The sequence below is a fragment of the Borrelia tillae genome, assembly GCF_055693965.1.
The window spans coordinates 748793-765734 of sequence record NZ_CM146346.1; the positions used below are offsets into that span (position 1 = coordinate 748793).

Consider the following 16942-nt stretch of genomic DNA (forward strand, 5'->3'; position numbering starts at 1 on the left):
TGTGTTTTTTGTCTCTCATTTGATATAGCTTGGGAAAGTGTAATTTTTTTCAAAGTTCTTATGGTAATGAAAAGGATTTTTATTCTTCTTTGTGTTTTAGTTATTATTTTATCTCTCTTAGTAGCTTTTTTATGTTTTTTAAACTCTTCTCCTCTTGAATCTGATTTGGTGTATGAGTTTGAAATCCAAAAAGGATGGGGAGTAAAGAAAATAGCTTGGGAACTTAAGAAAAGTGGACTTATTAGATCTGGTAAGCTATTAATAGCTATTTCTTATTTTTTTGGTAGTGATAAGAATTTTCGGGAAGGTAAGTATTTAATCAGTGGACATTGTTCAACTCTTGATGTTTATAGGGAATTTCTGAAAGGTAGACCTGTACTTCCTATTAATATTACTATACCTGAAGGATATACAGGTAGAAGAATAGCTTTAAAGCTTAATGAATCAGGCATTATTGTTGATGTTCAGAGCTTTATTGATTTAATGAATGATGTTAAATTTATTCGTGAACTTGGATTAAATTATGATTCTCTTGAAGGATTTTTATTTCCAGATACTTATAAATTTTATAAGGGTATTGACATGAAGGAAATAATACGGATTTTAATTGGTAATTTTTTTAATAAGCTTGGTTCAATTGGTATAAATTATAAATCTTATTCTAGTGAAGACTTTTACAGTAAAGTGATCCTTGCATCTATTGTAGAGCGTGAATATCGAGTTAGGAGTGAAGCGCCAATAATAGCATCTGTTTTTTATAATAGAATAAAGTCTAATATGGCATTACAATCTTGTGCTACAATTGAATATATCATTACTGAAGAGTTAAGAAGACCTCATCCTGAGAGAATTTATTTTGCAGATTTAAAGATTAATTCTGCATATAATACTTATATTAATAAAGGTTATCCCCCAAGCCCAATTTCTAATGCCGGGATCATAGCTTTAAAAGCCGTTTTTTTTCCAGATAATACGAATTATTTGTTTTTTGTTTTAAAAGATCCTATAATTGGAACTCATAAGTTTTCTTCAAATTATAATGATCATCTTTTATCTGTAAATAATTATATTCGTAATTTTATTTCTAAGGATTAAAAAGTATGGAATATGCTAAAATTGTAGATTTAATTAAACAAAGAGTGGATATTGTAACTTTAATAGGAGAGCGTGTTAAGTTAATTAAGTCAGGATCATCTTATAAGGGTCTTTGTCCTTTTCATGCTGAGAAGACACCTTCTTTTTCTATAACTCCTGCCCAGGGATTTTTTTATTGTTTTGGATGTAAAAAAGGGGGGAATGTTATCAAATTTTTGATGGATATTGATAAGTTAGATTATAATAGTGCTGTTAAAGCTCTATGTAGTATGGTAGGTATTGTGCATGATGGTACTAGGCAAACTACGGAGACTGGAAATAAACTTCAATATAAGTTAATAATTTCTAAAATATATGGTTTGAATTCTAAATTGATTAAGACTTTTTTATTTTTTTTAAATAGTAATCAATCAGTTTTGAATTATCTTTTGCAAGAAAGAGGTATATCTCGAGAAGTTATTGATTTGTTTAGTATTGGTTATTTGCAATATGATGTTGTAGGTAAGTTGAGTTTTTATGACTTTTTGCTTTCAAAGGGCTATTCAGATGATCTTTTGGCTAAGAGTGGTCTGTTTGCTAAGAGAAATAGAAAATTTTCTATTTTATCTGGAAGATTAATTTTTCCAATCAAAGATTTTAAAGGAAATGTAGTAGGATTTGGAGGTAGAAATTTAGGAGATAATGGGCCTAAGTATATTAATACTAGTGAAACGGAGGTCTTTAAAAAGAGGGAATTGCTTTATGGATTTTATGAGGGCTTGTCTGCAATTAAAGAAAGTAGATCTGTGATATTGACAGAAGGGTATATAGATGTTCTTGCTTTTTTTACAGCTGGTATAAAAATAGCGGTTTCTGCGCTTGGTACATCTTTTTCCAGGGAGCATCTTGCTTTAATTCAGAGATATGCATATAAAATAATAATATGCTTTGATGGTGATGATGCTGGACTTATGGCTACTCTTAAGGCCTATCAACTTTGTTTGCCGTTTGATCTTGATGTGAGTGTAATTAGAATGCAGAGTGGAGTTGATCCAGCAGATGTTTTAAAGAATAAAGGTGCTTCCGCCTTAAAAAATATGCTTAATGATAGCTGTGATGCTTTTGAATATCTTTTGGAACAATATTCAGTAAAATATGATTTGAGCAAAACAGCAGATTTTAATAAAATGATTAGTGTATTTATGAATTTGATAAGCTTATCAAACACCCATTCACAAAGAGAAATTCTTTTAGGAAAACTTGAGAGCAGATTGGGTATTAGGTTGGAAACTTTAAGAAAAGATTATTATAGTATGAGGATAAAGGATGCAATTGCAAGTTATAAGAAAAATGCATATTCTTATGAAGTAAACACCTATGAGAGATATTTATTAGTTGCCTTATTGAAAGACTTTAATTATTTTAATATAATAAGGCGTAATATTATTGATAGTGACTTGAATGACGATTACGTAAAAAAAATTTTTGTATGTTTTGAAAACCTATTTGAGAGTGGTAAGGGTTTTTCGTTGCTTAATTTAAAAGAATTGCTGATAAATAAGTATGGTATTAGTGAAACTTTTTTTGAAAATATGCTACAAGTAGAATTTGAAGTGGATAATGAGATGGTTGAGCAAATTTTATTTGCAATTAAAAAAAGAAAAGTAGAAAATCGAATTTCAGTAGTTGAAAAAATGAACAAAAATAATTTTTCAATAGATGCTAAAACTCAGATAAGAGAATTGATGTTTTTAAATATGCAAAGAGAAAACTTAAGGATATATTTAAATGAATAGTATAGAAGAGAATAAAGATTTGCAGATTTTTAAAAAGAAAAATTCAAAAGTAATCAAGAGGATTTTAAATTATTTAGGAGATAAGAAATCAATTACTTTTGAAGAATTGTCCACGTTCCTATCAGGAGATATGTTAGAGCCTGACAACATTGATTGTATGTACGGAGTCCTTGAATATGAGGGAATACGTTTGATTAATGAAAAGATGGATGAGCCTGATGTTTGTGATATTGATGGGCTTGATGATGAAAGTAAACTTGATAGTCATTGCATGATGTTAGATGATATTGTTCAGAGTGATGATGAGATTGATGATAAGTTAGATGAATTTGATGACGAGACTCTAGATAAGGAAGATTTTAGTTCAGGATATATTAAGAGTGGTTTACTAAAAGATGGCAATTCTGAAGACCCAATAAGGCTTTACTTAAAAGAGATAGGAAAAGAATTTTTGTTAACTGGAAATCAAGAGGTTGAACTTGCAAAGCAGATGGATTCCGGGGAGAGTATAATTGAGAATATTCTTAAGAATGAAGGCTTGGTTATAGAAAATTATTATAATTTGGTTAATGCCATTTATTCAAGAATAGATAAGGAAGAGTTTTTTAAAAAAGAAAGAGAAAGAGAAAAAGATAATAATTTTGACTATTATAACAAAAAAAAAAGAATCACATCTTTTTATAAGGCTCCATTAAAACCATTGCAGGATCGTTTAGTAAAGTATATTGAAAAAAAACATAAATTATATGAGCTTGGAGAGGATATTTTTGATGCGAGTACTAATAAAGAGAGATTGGATATAAAAGAAATGCTTAAGTCTGTTCCTTTATATCAAGAAGAATTGCGTATTTTTTCAGATGATTATATTGATTCTGCTAGTAAAATAAAGGATTTAAAGAGACAACAAAAGACTATATTAGATAGATTAAAGATAGATAAGGTACGCAATCTTAGAATCCTTGGAAGAGACTTAGCTATTCCTGAGAGACGTGAGCGAATAGAGAAGGCCTTAAATATTCGCGAAGACCGTATTAAAGAACAAATTACTGAAGCTCAACTTGCTCAAAAAGAGCTTGAAAGGATTGAGATGTATTATGAATATCCAATGGATAAAATAATAAGTATGTCTGAAGAAATCCTTAAGGGCAAGCAGATGATGCAACATGCTAAAGATCAGCTAATTAAAGCTAATTTAAGACTTGTGGTAAGTATTGCTAAAAAATATGCTAATAGGGGGCTACATTTTTTTGATCTTGTTCAGGAAGGCAACATTGGTTTAATTAAGGCAGTTGAGAAGTTTGAGTATAAGAGAGGTTTTAAATTTTCTACTTATGCTACATGGTGGATTCGTCAAGCAATAACTAGATCAATCTCAGATCAGGCGCGTACTATACGTGTTCCTGTACATATGATTGAGCAAATAAATAGACTTAATAGGGAAACAAGATATTTAGTTCAGGTATTAGGTAAAGATCCAACTGATGAAGAATTGTCAGCTAGGCTTGGATGGGATCTTAAAAAGGTAAAGACTGTAAAGAATGTTTCAAGAGAGCCCGTTTCGCTTGAAACACCAATTGGCGAGGAGGAAGATTCTGTTCTTAGTGATTTTATTGAAGATAAGGCAATCAAGAATCCTGCAAAACATACATCTTTTGTGGTATTGCAAAATCAAATAAGATCAGTTCTTGGCACTCTTCCAGAAAGAGAGCAGGAAGTTGTTAAGATGAGGTTTGGTCTTGAGGATGGATATTCTTTAACTTTAGAAGAAGTTGGACTTCATTTTAATGTTACAAGAGAGAGAATTAGACAGATTGAATCTAAGGCTTTAAGAAGACTTAAGAATCCTAAAAAAACACAAAAACTTAAAGATTATTTAGAGGATTTAAATTGATAGAAAGGATAAAAGGAGGGGACACTTCGTGGAAAGTAATATCGATATATTGAAAAACCTTGAGGATATATATAAAGCTAAATTTGAACTTGAAGAGAGGCAAAAAAATATTCCTAAATATTTACAAACCAAGAAGGCTCAAATTGATGGACTTGTTGAAACTCTTTATGAATTACAGTGCAAATTTCAAAATTATCAAAAAGAAGATTCATCTTTAAAATTAGATATTCAAGATATTAATGTGAGAAAGAGTAAGGCAGAAGAAAAAATTGATAGTATTAAAACCCAAAGAGAGTATGAGGCTCTTGAAAAAGAATTACAGACTATTATTGACGATGAAGTTGCTATTAGAAAAAAAATGACACATATTACTGGACTTAAGACAAAAATAGATAGAGAGATAGCTGATATTAAGAATAAACTTGAGGTTGTGCAGGGTTCTTATGCTACTGAGAGTAGTGATTTTGAGAATGAACTTTCAGAGATTATAAAAAAGCTTAGTTCTATAAGAGAAGAAGAAGAGAGATATGCTTCTCGAATGGATGAAGATTTTTTATTTAAATTTCAAAGAATTATTAGAAATAAATCTAATGGAGTTGTACCTTTAATCGATAATGTTTGTAAGGGTTGTCATATGATACTGCCTGTTGAATTTGCAAATAAGGTAAGACGTGAACCTGATGATATTAAATTTTGTCCTTATTGTAGTAGAATACTTTATTATCAAGATAAATTTGAAGTTGGTTTAGAAATGGTTCCTGGTGGTTTGGCAGATCTTATAGATTAAAATTTATGCATAGTTTTAAGTTGATATCCAGTCATCGCTTAATATGTTTTATTATATTAAGAGGAAAGTCCGAGCTCCAATAAGAGCATAATGCTAGGTAACTCCTAGGAGTTTAGAACTTAAGAGAGTGTCACAGAAAATTACCGCCTTTATGGTAAGGGTGAAAAGGTGAGGTAAGAGCTCACCGCTTATTTAGTGATAAATAAGGTCAAGACAAACCTCATTAGGAGCAAAATCAAGTAAGCAAGTTTCCTTAGCTCTTGAGGGTAGGCTTGTGGGTAGATTGCATGATTTTTTCAGTAATGAAAAAACAAGATAGATGATGACATAGTACAGAACTCGGCTTATGGATGTCAACTTAAATTTTTTGTAGAGAGTCTTATATGGGGATTAATTATCTAAAGGGTACTTTTTATTTAATTATAAGCTCATTTCTTTTGTTTTTTATTTTTTATGTCTTATCTTATTTTAAAGCCTTTTCTAATTCTTATTTAAAGGCAGGTCCTACTGAGGTGAACTTACTTGTTCTTTGGGATAATAAAGAATATAAAGAAATAATAGACTATGCTGAAAATGGTCTTAAGACTAATAAGTTTGATTTTAATTTAAATTTGCTTCTTGGATTTTCATATTTTTATTATTCCTTAATGTTGAATGATAGTTATTTAAGAAATCAGTTTTTAGATAATGCAATAGAAAAATTGCGGTTTTTGATGTCGATTAGTGATGATGCTCCTATGGGTTCGCTTTATTATATTTTGGGCAAAGCTTATTCTCATAAGGGCGAATATTATAGTGATCTTTCTGTTAAATATTTGAGTAAAGCTTTGTATTCAAGTAGTTTTGATTTTATGAGTGTAAAAGAAGATATTTTTGAATATTTAGGATATTCTTATCAACTTTTAAGAGATTATGATTCTAGTTTGAAGTTTTTTGAAAAAGCTTATAAAGAGAATAAATCAGATCTTGTTCTTTGGAATTTAGCTTATGTGAATTATAAGACGGGTAGTGTTGATAAGAGTGTTGAATATATAAATAAATTTTTACAAGAAGAGAGTGTAGCATTAGATAATGCAAAAAGTGATGATAATTTGGTACAAAAGGTATATTTATTGTATGGAGATATCTATTTGGATAAAGGCGCTTATGAGGACGCTTTGCATTGTTATGATAAAGTACTTAAAATTAATAGTTTAAATCCTAATGTTTATGTTAAAATAGGAGACATATATAGAAAGAGAGATAAAGATTATCCTAAGGCTAGAAAATATTGGAGAGAAGCATTAAGCATTAATCCTTATTTGGAAGAAGCACGGGAAAGACTTAAACTTAGTCTAGAGGATTTTTAGGGGGAACTGATTTTGAATTTTTTTAAATCTTTTTTGGTAGATATTGGCATTGATCTTGGTACATGTAACACTTTAGTTTATATTAAGGATTATGGTGTTGTAATGAGTGAGCCTTCGGTAGTTGCTATTGATGTTAATAAGAATAATAGAGTTGTAGCTGTTGGTCGCAATGCCAAGAAGATGCTTTGGAAAACACCGGAAAATATTAAGGCCGTAAGACCGCTTCGTGATGGAGTTATTGCTGATATCGAAAATACAGAAAAAATGATTAGGTATTTTATAAGTCAGATTTTTTCTCGGAAGAAATTATTCTTTAAGCCAAGAATGGTAATAGGAGTTCCAACTTGCATTACAGAAGTTGAAAGGAGAGCTGTAAAGGAAAGTGCAATGAATGCTGGTGCACGTGAAGTTAAGGTTATTGAAGAATCTTTAGCAGCTGCCATTGGATTTGATATTCCCATTTTTGAACCAACAGGTCATATGGTATGTGATATTGGAGGTGGAACTACTGAAATATCGGTTATATCACTTGGTGGTATGGTAGTAAGTAGAGCTATTCGAACAGGCGGTGATGAGTTTGACGAGAGTATTATCAAATATATGCGAAATGCTCATAATATTATTATTGGACAACAAACAGCAGAAAAATTGAAAATTAAGATAGGAAATGTTTATCCAGATACTCATAATTTGAAAGTTGAGACTATAGATATTAAAGGAACAGATGCTGTTACAGGTTTGCCTAGGAAGCAAATTATTGATTCTATGGAAGTACGGGAGTCTTTGCAAGAGCCTATTGATAATGTCGTTGATGAGGTTAAGCGAACTCTTGGAGCAACTCCCCCGGAGCTTGCAACAGATATTGTTGAGCGTGGGATCATATTAACAGGAGGTGGAGCTCTGCTTAAGGGGCTTAGTAGACTTTTATCAAAGGAAACGGGGGTGCCAGTATATGTTGCAGATAATCCTCTTTTATCTGTAGCTGTTGGAGCCGGTTTATTTTACGATTATGCTAATAGGATAGATATTAGTAAAAATATATATAGTTTTATTAACGAATAGATATACAAATATATGAGGTTTCTGGTTAATTTTAAGAATTTTATTAAGGTATTTAGTGTATTAATAGTTTCCATTTTTCTTATGATTTATGACTCAAGTGGTTCTAAGCTAGACAAGAAAGACGATTTTTTTATTTTTACTTTAAATTCATATATTCAACGTAATATGTATGATTTTTTTAATTTTGTTTCTAGTATTTTTAAGGCTATAAATGAGTATAAGGATTATGGTGAGACAATAGAAATCTATAAAAAACGAATACAACAGCTTGAAATAGTTATTCAGAATGTGCAAGTTTTAAGACAAGAAAATTCTAGACTTAAAGAACAGCTTGGATTTTATTTGGCCCATTCTAATGATTTTATTTCAGCAGAAGTAATTTATTTAAATTATGCAAATGTTTCATCTTTGATGGCGATTAACAAGGGTTATAATGATGGTGTTCAAAAAGATATGATAGCTGTTGCTTATCAAGATGGATTTAGTGGGCTTGTTGGAAAGGTTGTTAAAGTTTATGCAAATACTGCTAGAGTTTTGCCTCTAACCAGTTATGAAAACTATGTTTCTGCAAGAATTCAAAATAGTAAATTTATTGGTCTTGTTGAAGGTAAGGGGTATGGTGAATTTCTTGAGATGAACTATGTTAACAAGTTAGCTGAAAATGCTTTAAAGGTTGGAGATTCTGTTGTTACTGCTGGATTTAGTGATTATCCTAGTGGGATTTATATAGGCAAGGTTGTTGATTTCAATGTTCTTGAATATAATTCTCTTTTAAATATTAAAATAGAACCCATAATAGTTTTAGATAAGTTAGAATATATTTTTTTGGTTAAGGGTAATAAGAGGATAGAAAAGTGATATCTTTTATATTCTATTATATTATTAGTGTCTTCTTGGGACATGTTTTTCAATATTATTGTGACATTAGTTTTTCTTTTTCAATCGATATATTTTTAATTATTTTAATTTTTAATTCTTTAAACTTTGTGTTTAATGTAGGTTTAATATCAGGTATTTTACATGGTTTAATTATGGAATACTTCAATGGATTGCCACTTGGATTTTTTGTTTTTAGTTATGTTTTGGTATTTTATCTACTTGAAAAGATTAAAATGATTATTCCAAAGAGTATGTTTAGTATAACAATATTTTTTATTTTTGCAAAATTTATTATTTGGTTTGTGGCAATGAGTTTTGCAGATTTTATTGATTTAAAGGATTCAATTATTCAATATTTGATATTAATCTTCTTATAAACATAGTTTTTTTAAATTTTTTATATCCAATTTTAAATTATTGTACTAAGAGTCTTTATACTATTAGAGAGGAATATTAACAATGAAAGTTATTTTGAAGGGCAGATATAGATTTGGACTGTTTCTTCTATCTTTTGTTTTTTTTTCTTATCTTTTTACTTTATTTAAAATGCAGATTGGAAGGCACTTGTTGTATGATAAGGAAGCAACAGTGCTTTTATCCCGAGTTGAAAAGATCAAAGCATCAAGGGGTGAAATTTTGGATTCAAATTTGAATGTGCTTGCAAATAATCTTACAGCATTTGTTTTGAAAATTAGTTTGGAGCAATATTATAGCATGCCTATTGAGGATAGAAATGAAATGTTAGCTTTTTTGTCAAGCAGTTTAGATGTTGAAAAGGAACTTATTGTTTCTAAAATTGAGGCTCCTAGAGGGTATTTAAAAGATGTGGAAATAGTTGAACTGAGTCCAGAAATGTTATTTAGAGTAGCTGAAAAGAGAAATTATTATCCTGCACTTTTATGGACATATTCTTTTAAAAGAAATTATTTAGTGGATAATTCTTATTCTCATTCTATTGGATATGTTGGTAGGATTAACCAAAGAGAACTTCGTGCTTTTTATAATGTTAAGGGGTATGATAATAATTCTACAATAGGAAAATTAGGCATTGAAAAAATTTATGATAGCTATATTAGGGGTAAAGAAGGTCTAATTAAGTATAGGGTAGATTCTAGGGAAAAAAGGATAGATAGTGGTTCTATTATAGAACATATGACCCCTGGTAATAATATTGTTTTGAATATAAATAAGGATATTCAAATGCTTGCAAAGAACACTTTGGGAGAAAGATACGGGATTATAGTAGCATTAAAGCCTGCAACGGGAAGTATATTGGCACTGCATAATTATCCTTATTATTCAATGCACGATGTTTATAACAAGAATTCTGAGGAAGATTATTCTTTTCTCAATAGGGCGATACAATCAGTTTATCCTCCAGCGTCTGTTTTTAAATTGGTAATGGCTACGGGATTATTAGAGGAAAAGGTCCTTGATAAGGGTAAAAAGATTCATTGTCCGGGGTATTTTAGGGTAGGAAACAGAGTATTTCATTGTTGGCAACGCGGGGGTCATGGCTATGTTGATTTGGAACTTGCTGTTGCTCATTCATGTAATGTTTATTTTTATATATCCGGACTTAAATACCTTGGTATTGAAAAAATCATCAAATATGCTAAGGAGTATGGTTTTGGTGAGAAAACAGGCATTGACTTGCCAAATGAGGTTTCTGGGCTTCTTCCAAGTCCGGAATGGAAGGAAAAAAATTTTAATCAGCCTTGGGTAGGTGGGGATACTGCTAATGTTTCAATAGGGCATGGATTTTTAAATGCTACCCCTATTCAGATTGCTAATATGATAGCTATGATTGCAAATGAAGGTATTATTTATAAACCAAAAATTGTTAATAGGATCTTGAATGGAACTACTAATGAAGTTGTTCTTGAAAATGTTCCTGAAATTCTTAAGAAAACAAATATTATTAGTCGAAAGACTTTTAGGCTTTTAAAAAAGTATATGAGAAATGTTATAACTTATGGAACTGCTAGGAATTCAGTTTTAACAAAAGCTGTGGAAGTTGGAGGAAAGAGTGGTACAGGGCAGACTGGTGTTACTGGTATTGAAAATAGTTCTTTTGTTGGTCTTGCGCCTTATAACGCCCCATCTAGTAAACAAATTGTTATTTTTAGTTTGGTTGAAGGAAAAAGTAGTACAGCAGATATGTGGTCTGCTAAGTCTGTAGATTTAATGATGCAAGGGATTTTTGCCAAGCAGAGTTATGAAGATATTCTTAAAGAGTATAGACCATGGTATCTTAGGTAAGATAAATGGCTGTTTTTAGAAAAAATTATGATAGAGTAACATTATTTAGTTTGGTGATGATATCTTTTATTGGGATTACTTATATATTCTAGTGATTATACTTCTAATGGTTCTTTAATGAAAACTGAATATATAAAGCAAATTATATGGGCTCTTGGTGGATTTTTTGTAATTTTTATAGTAGGAAGATATAATCTTAAAATTATACATGGCATGGTTTATCCTTTATATTTTATGTTAGTTGTTTCTTTGATTTTCACTGCCTTTTTTGGTGTTACTGTTAATGGAGCTAGATCTTGGATTGGGATTTGGAAATTAGGAGGACAACCGTCAGAGTTTGGTAAAATTATTAGTATTTTGGCCCTTGCTAAGTTTTATAGTAGTAAAAATGAGTATAATAATTTATTAATTTTTATTTTAGCTTTTATTTTAATCTTGCCTGTTATTCTACTTGTGTTTTTGCAACCTGATTTTGGTACCGCTGTGGTTTATTTAAATATGTTTATATTTATTTCTTTTTTTGCTGGTATAGATATACATTATATTTTGTGTTTTGCGTTAACAGGATTTTTTTCATTTCTTTTTGTGGTGTTGCCGGTTTGGTATGAATATAAATCGGATATGGGAAATGTTCTTTATTTAATTTTTTCTAATAGTTTTTATTTTCAAGTGGCTTTTTTAGTATTAATTTTATTGCTTTTATCTTCTGCTGTAGGCTTTTTTATTTCTAAAAATAATTTAAATATTAGATTGATTTACTTTTATATATTATTTATGAGTTCAATTTTGCTAGTGGCAGCTTTTTTGTCCAAATTCCTTTCAAAATTTATGAAACCTTACCAAATTAAGAGATTTTTAGTTTTTTTAGATCCAAACATTGATCTTAAAGGAGCTGGCTGGAATTTAAATCAAGTAAAAATTGCCATTGGTTCTGGAGGTGTTTTCGGCAAGGGATTTTTAAAGGGTCCTTATACTCATGCAAATTATGTTCCATCTCAGAGCACGGATTTTATTTTTTCAATCCTGGCAGAGGAATTTGGTTTTTTGGGAGTGAGTATAATTTTAATATTATTTTTTCTTATTCTTTTGAAGATTTTGGTTATAATGAATCAAAGCAAAGACAAATATATGTCTTTGGTGCTTGCTGGCGTATTGGGCCTATTATTTTTTCATACTTCTTTTAATATTGGAATGTCTTTGGGGCTTTTGCCAATTACAGGTATACCTTTGCCTTTTTTATCTTATGGTGGTTCATCTACTATTACTTTCTTTTTGGCTATGGCTCTTTATTTTAATATTGAATCTATGGTGACCATAGATTAAAAAATTTTATTTATTGGTTCTTATTATTTTATCTATTTTTTTAGTAAATTTTTTTGTATATTGTATTGATAAGATTTTTTATTTGTCTGTATTTTATCAGTTAAGCTTGAGTGTATTGTATTTATGTGTATTTGTAATCTTATAAATTTAGGGTGTTGTTATGAGTGAAAAGTTAGATAAAGAAGGTATTTTATATAAAAAGAGACATTCAATTGCGCATGTTATGGCAGAAGCTATTCTTGAATTGTTTCCTAATACTAAGCTTGCTATAGGTCCTCCTATTAAAGATGGATTTTATTATGATTTTGATTTTGAAAAAAATATTACAGAAGATGATCTTCATTGATAGAACAAAAGATGAGAGAAATTCTAAAAACAGGGAGTTCTTTTGTAAGGGAAGTAATGACTAAAGAACAGGCTTTAATGTTTTTTAAAGCTCAGCCTTATAAAATTGATTTAATTCAAGGATTTGATGTTAAAAGCGAGATTTCAATATATAAAAGTCATAATTTTATTGATCTTTGTAAAGGTCCTCATGTTGATAGTATGGATAAAATTGATCCAAAGGCATTTAAATTAACAGGTATTGCTGGTGCTTATTGGCGTGGTGATGAAAAAAATAAAATGCTTACTCGTATTTATGGTACTTTATGGAATAATGAGAAGGATTTAAAGGCGTATCTTAAATTGCGAGAAGAAATTAAGAAACGAGATCATAGAAAACTTGGACGAGAACTTGATTTATTTTCTGTTCATGAGGAAGTAGGACCTGGTTTTGTATTTTTTCATCCAGATGGTGCTAGAATAAGGACTTTAATAGAGGATTTCTGGCGAGAAGAACATTTTAAGAATGGTTATGATATACTTTTTACTCCTCATGTTGGCAAATCTTGGCTTTGGGAAACTTCTGGACATTTAGATTTTTATAAAGAGAGTATGTTTGAAAGAATGGATATGGACAAAAGCAATTATTACGTTAAGCCCATGAATTGTCCATTTCATATTATGATTTATAATACCTCTAAGCATTCTTATAAAGATTTGCCATTTAGATGGGCTGAACTTGGTACGGTATATCGTTATGAAAAGTTAGGCGCTCTGCATGGTACTATGCGTGTTAGGGGATTTACACAAGATGATGCGCACATTATATGTACTTATGAGCAAGTTAAGTTTGAGGTTAAGGAAGTATTAAGATTTGCGATTTATATGTGGAATAAATTTGGATTTACTGATTTAAAGGCATATCTTGCAACAAAGCCAGAGAAATCTGTTGGGGATGAAGATGATTGGAAGATGTCTACAAAAGTTTTAGAAGAAGCTTTGATTGATTACAATATTGCTTATGATATTGATGAGAAAGGTGGAGCTTTTTATGGACCTAAAATTGATCTTAAAATAATTGATTCTCTTGAAAGAGAGTGGCAAATGAGTACAATTCAATTTGATTTTAATCTTCCTGAAAGATTTAATATGACATATACAGCAGAAGATGGTAAGAAAAAACGTCCTTTGATGATTCATAGAGCTCTTCTTGGTTCTATTGAGAGATTTTTTGGTATTTTGATAGAACATTATGGGGGGGCATTTCCTGTATGGTTGGCGCCCCTTCAGATTGTAATTATTCCTGTAAATAGTGTTGTAGGAGAATATGCATCAAAAGTATTGTCTATTTTTAAAAATGAAGGAATAAGAATAAAACTTGATAATGATTGCAATGTGAGGATGAATGCAAAGATTAGACAATATCAAGCCAAAAAAGTTCCCTATATGTTTATCATAGGAGAGAGGGAAATGGTAGAAGAAAAAATTTCAATTAGAACTAGGACAAATGATCAGCGCAATGGACTTGATTTAAGAGAGACGATTGAATTTGTGAAATTAAAGATAAGTAATAAGGAGATTTTATAGATTGTATGGTAAGTGTATGATAAGTCCAAATAAAATAACTTTTTTTAGAATTATATTATCTTTTATTATTTTATTTATATTTTGTCTTGAAGATTTGTGGAATCTTTATTTATTTTTAATATTAATTTGGAGTTTAATCATTTTTAATGAAATAACGGATATTATTGATGGATATGTTGCCAGGAAATATGCTTTAGTGAGTGATGTAGGTAAGATTTTAGATCCCTATGCGGATGTGTTACAACATCTTACATATTTTGTTTTTTTCTTTTATAAAGGTATTACTCCATATTATTTTTTTGTGATATTTGTGTATCGCGAACTTTCTGTTGGTGTTATTAGAAATCTAATTATTCAGTTTAATATAGTTCAGCAAGCTAAATTTTTAGGAAAGATGAAAACGTTGTTTTATGCTATTTCAACATTTGCCAGTCTTTTTATTTACAGTCTAGACAGACTAAAAATTATTACATTTATTGAGAATCTTATTAGCTCAATTTTAAATTTGAGTTTTAAGTTTTCTTTTATTGTAGGGGTTATATATGCTGTATCCGCCTTTTTGACTGTCATATCATTCATTGGGTATTCCGTGATATTTTTGGATTTAGTAAATATGAAAAATAATGTATTATTAATATTTGCTTTGTTACTGATTGGTTTTTATTCTCATGCGCAGTCAAAGCAAATATTAACAGAATTAAGTCCTTTAAGTATTTCAAGTAAAAGCGGAAAGGGTAGTATTTATTTAAAGGTTAGTAAGTCTTCTAATTATATCTTGACATTTGATATTTCTATAGGTTCAGACTATGTCTATATGGTATATGATGTTGTTAATAAAAAATATGTGACAGATAAGATAAAAAAAGAGATATCAAACTTCAATTGGACAAAGATATTCTTTATGCTGTAATTTATGTTACATCGACAGATGTAAACATTAATTTTTCTCTTACAGATTTAGATTTATCAATAATAAGTGATAATACTCTAAAGGTTAAAGCATCTTACATAAAAAAACAGGATAAGACTTTTTTATTAATGGATTTGCCAAATTTTCAGATGGGGTTAAAGCTTAAGAAGTATATTTTAAAAACTTATGATAGTATTCTTTATATTGCTTATCAGCTTGAAGGTAGTGATAATATTAAGGTTTCTTCATTTATTAAGAATATTGGTTGGTTTGATATAAGTACTGCTGTTAATGATAATATTACTGATATTGCATGTTTTGATTTTGCTATTAATTCTAAAGGAGAATTGTATGTTGTATTTACTACCAATAGTAATGATAATTTTTCTAGTGAACTTATAGTTAAAAAATTTAATAGACGTAAGTGGATTGATATTAGTCCTAAATTTAGAGACAATATTGGATGTTTGGTAAATATTCGTATTGATAATAGAGATAATTTATATGTAGCGTATTTAAATAAAGTTGGTAGTGAATATAAGGTGAATTTTGTTTTAAATAGAGGATATAGTAATATTTGGAATGATGTTATGGATTCTTATATGTCTAAAGGCAATGCTGATGTTGATGTTTCAAATATTGGCATCATTGCTGATCCTTTTTTGGGAATTTTTTATAATTATAAAATAAATAATTATGTTAGTTCTGAATTTATTATTGATAGGGGCAATAAAACTTGGGCCAATTTAAATGTCCAGTCTGCAAATACAGCAAATTCTGTCAACATTTTGTCTAATTCTAAATCTGATCAGGTTATTTTAAGTTATATAACAAAAGATAGACTTGTTGTAAGTTCATCTACCTTGCAATATGATAAATGGCGAAATATAAGTCCCAATATCAAATCAAAGGAATTAATAGTGATGTTTTAAGTTATAGAGACGATTTATTCTTGATTTTTGAGGATAATGATAATATTAGACTCATTTATTTTAATGATAATGATTGGTATTTTTTCAATGGAGCTGAAATTTTTCAAGAATCTGTTTGTAAGCCTCAATTTGAAAGGTATCAGGATGAAGGATTTATATTATCATATCTAAGTTTAGATTTTAAAATTTTATCCTTTAAGTTGATTCGCTAGTATTAATTCAAAGTAAGTTTTTTTTTCAATATTATTTTGTAATTTAAATTCTTTGATTGTTTCGTAAATTTCTTTTTTAGCAAGCTCCAATTCATTTTTGTCATGAATTATTTTTTCGATTTCTAAGAAAAAACCAAGATTTTCAATTTCATTGATTTCGATATTTAAGCTTTCTTTTTTATAAATTAGACTTTTTTTGAGTTTTTTATATAAAATTTTAAAATTCATTTCTTCCAGAAAGGATATAAAATTGATTATGCAGTCTACTTTAAATTCAATTTCTTTGCTTATTTCTATATCCTCTTCTGGAGACTTGATTTTAAAGGTTATAATCTCTTCTGAATCGTTTAGTTTTCTTATTCTTATCATTTTTTCTGTATTGCAATAATAAGTATCATTTTTAATTTCTTCTTTAATAAATTTATATTTTTGATTGGCTAATTTTACAATTTTTTTAAGTTCACTTTTAGGAATAAAAGCTTTTAATTCAATTTCAAACATGTATTAAAAATAGTAAAATTATGGTAATATTTCAATGTTCTGAATTTTGCTAT

Annotated in this window: 9 protein-coding genes, 1 other RNA gene and 5 pseudogenes; 14 read left to right on the plus strand and 1 reads right to left on the minus strand. The window is 29.3% G+C overall.

The genetic code is table 11. The features are described 5' to 3' along the window. Window positions 1–60 precede the first annotated feature (60 nt). The 14 genes and pseudogenes from mltG (at window position 61) to ACWUD1_RS03730 (ending at window position 16388) form a co-directional block, all read left to right on the plus strand. Entirely contained in the window at window positions 61–1095 is a 1035-nt protein-coding gene (gene mltG, locus ACWUD1_RS03665; protein ID WP_472756453.1) for an endolytic transglycosylase MltG, read from the plus strand. 5 nt (window positions 1096–1100) lie between these two features. After that, window positions 1101–2870, plus strand: coding sequence for a DNA primase (gene dnaG / locus ACWUD1_RS03670; protein ID WP_472756454.1), 1770 nt, complete (start codon window positions 1101–1103; stop codon window positions 2868–2870). Continuing rightward, on the plus strand, window positions 2863–4761 hold the full coding sequence (rpoD, locus tag ACWUD1_RS03675) for an RNA polymerase sigma factor RpoD (RefSeq protein WP_472756455.1): 1899 nt from the start codon (window positions 2863–2865) through the stop codon (window positions 4759–4761). Before dnaG ends, rpoD begins: the two co-directional genes overlap by 8 nt. 28 nt (window positions 4762–4789) lie before the next feature. After that, a complete protein-coding gene (locus ACWUD1_RS03680; protein WP_472756456.1) occupies window positions 4790–5548 on the plus strand; it encodes a zinc ribbon domain-containing protein in 759 nt (252 codons plus the stop codon). Window positions 5549–5567: 19 nt separating this feature from the next. After that, window positions 5568–5910, plus strand: an RNA gene (rnpB, locus tag ACWUD1_RS03685) — RNase P RNA component class A. 21 nt (window positions 5911–5931) lie between these two features. Next, entirely contained in the window at window positions 5932–6897 is a 966-nt protein-coding gene (locus ACWUD1_RS03690) for a tetratricopeptide repeat protein (RefSeq protein WP_472756457.1), read from the plus strand. A gap of 12 nt (window positions 6898–6909) precedes the next feature. Continuing rightward, complete coding sequence (locus tag ACWUD1_RS03695) at window positions 6910–7959, plus strand: MreB/Mrl family cell shape determining protein (RefSeq protein ID WP_472756458.1); 1050 nt, start codon at window positions 6910–6912, stop codon at window positions 7957–7959. A gap of 12 nt (window positions 7960–7971) precedes the next feature. Continuing rightward, entirely contained in the window at window positions 7972–8817 is an 846-nt protein-coding gene (gene mreC / locus ACWUD1_RS03700; protein WP_472756459.1) for a rod shape-determining protein MreC, read from the plus strand. Continuing rightward, window positions 8814–9295, plus strand: a pseudogene (locus tag ACWUD1_RS03705) (rod shape-determining protein MreD). Before mreC ends, ACWUD1_RS03705 begins: the two are co-directional and overlap by 4 nt. A gap of 2 nt (window positions 9296–9297) precedes the next feature. Further along, entirely contained in the window at window positions 9298–11100 is a 1803-nt protein-coding gene (gene mrdA, locus ACWUD1_RS03710) for a penicillin-binding protein 2 (RefSeq protein WP_472756460.1), read from the plus strand. 5 nt (window positions 11101–11105) lie between these two features. Further along, a pseudogene (rodA, locus tag ACWUD1_RS03715) lies at window positions 11106–12423 on the plus strand (rod shape-determining protein RodA). Window positions 12424–12583: 160 nt separating this feature from the next. Then, a pseudogene (thrS, locus tag ACWUD1_RS03720) lies at window positions 12584–14334 on the plus strand (threonine--tRNA ligase). A 16-nt stretch (window positions 14335–14350) separates the two neighbouring features. Beyond that, window positions 14351–14875, plus strand: a pseudogene (gene pgsA, locus ACWUD1_RS03725) (CDP-diacylglycerol--glycerol-3-phosphate 3-phosphatidyltransferase); the annotation flags it as partial. Between the two features lie 72 nt (window positions 14876–14947). Then, window positions 14948–16388, plus strand: a pseudogene (locus ACWUD1_RS03730) (hypothetical protein). Here ACWUD1_RS03730 and cyaB read toward each other — a convergent pair. Then, window positions 16365–16889, minus strand: a complete 525-nt coding sequence (gene cyaB / locus ACWUD1_RS03735; RefSeq protein ID WP_472756461.1) for a class IV adenylate cyclase — start codon at window positions 16887–16889, stop codon at window positions 16365–16367. The pseudogene ACWUD1_RS03730 and the gene cyaB overlap by 24 nt on opposite strands. Between the last annotated feature and the right edge of the window lie 53 nt (window positions 16890–16942).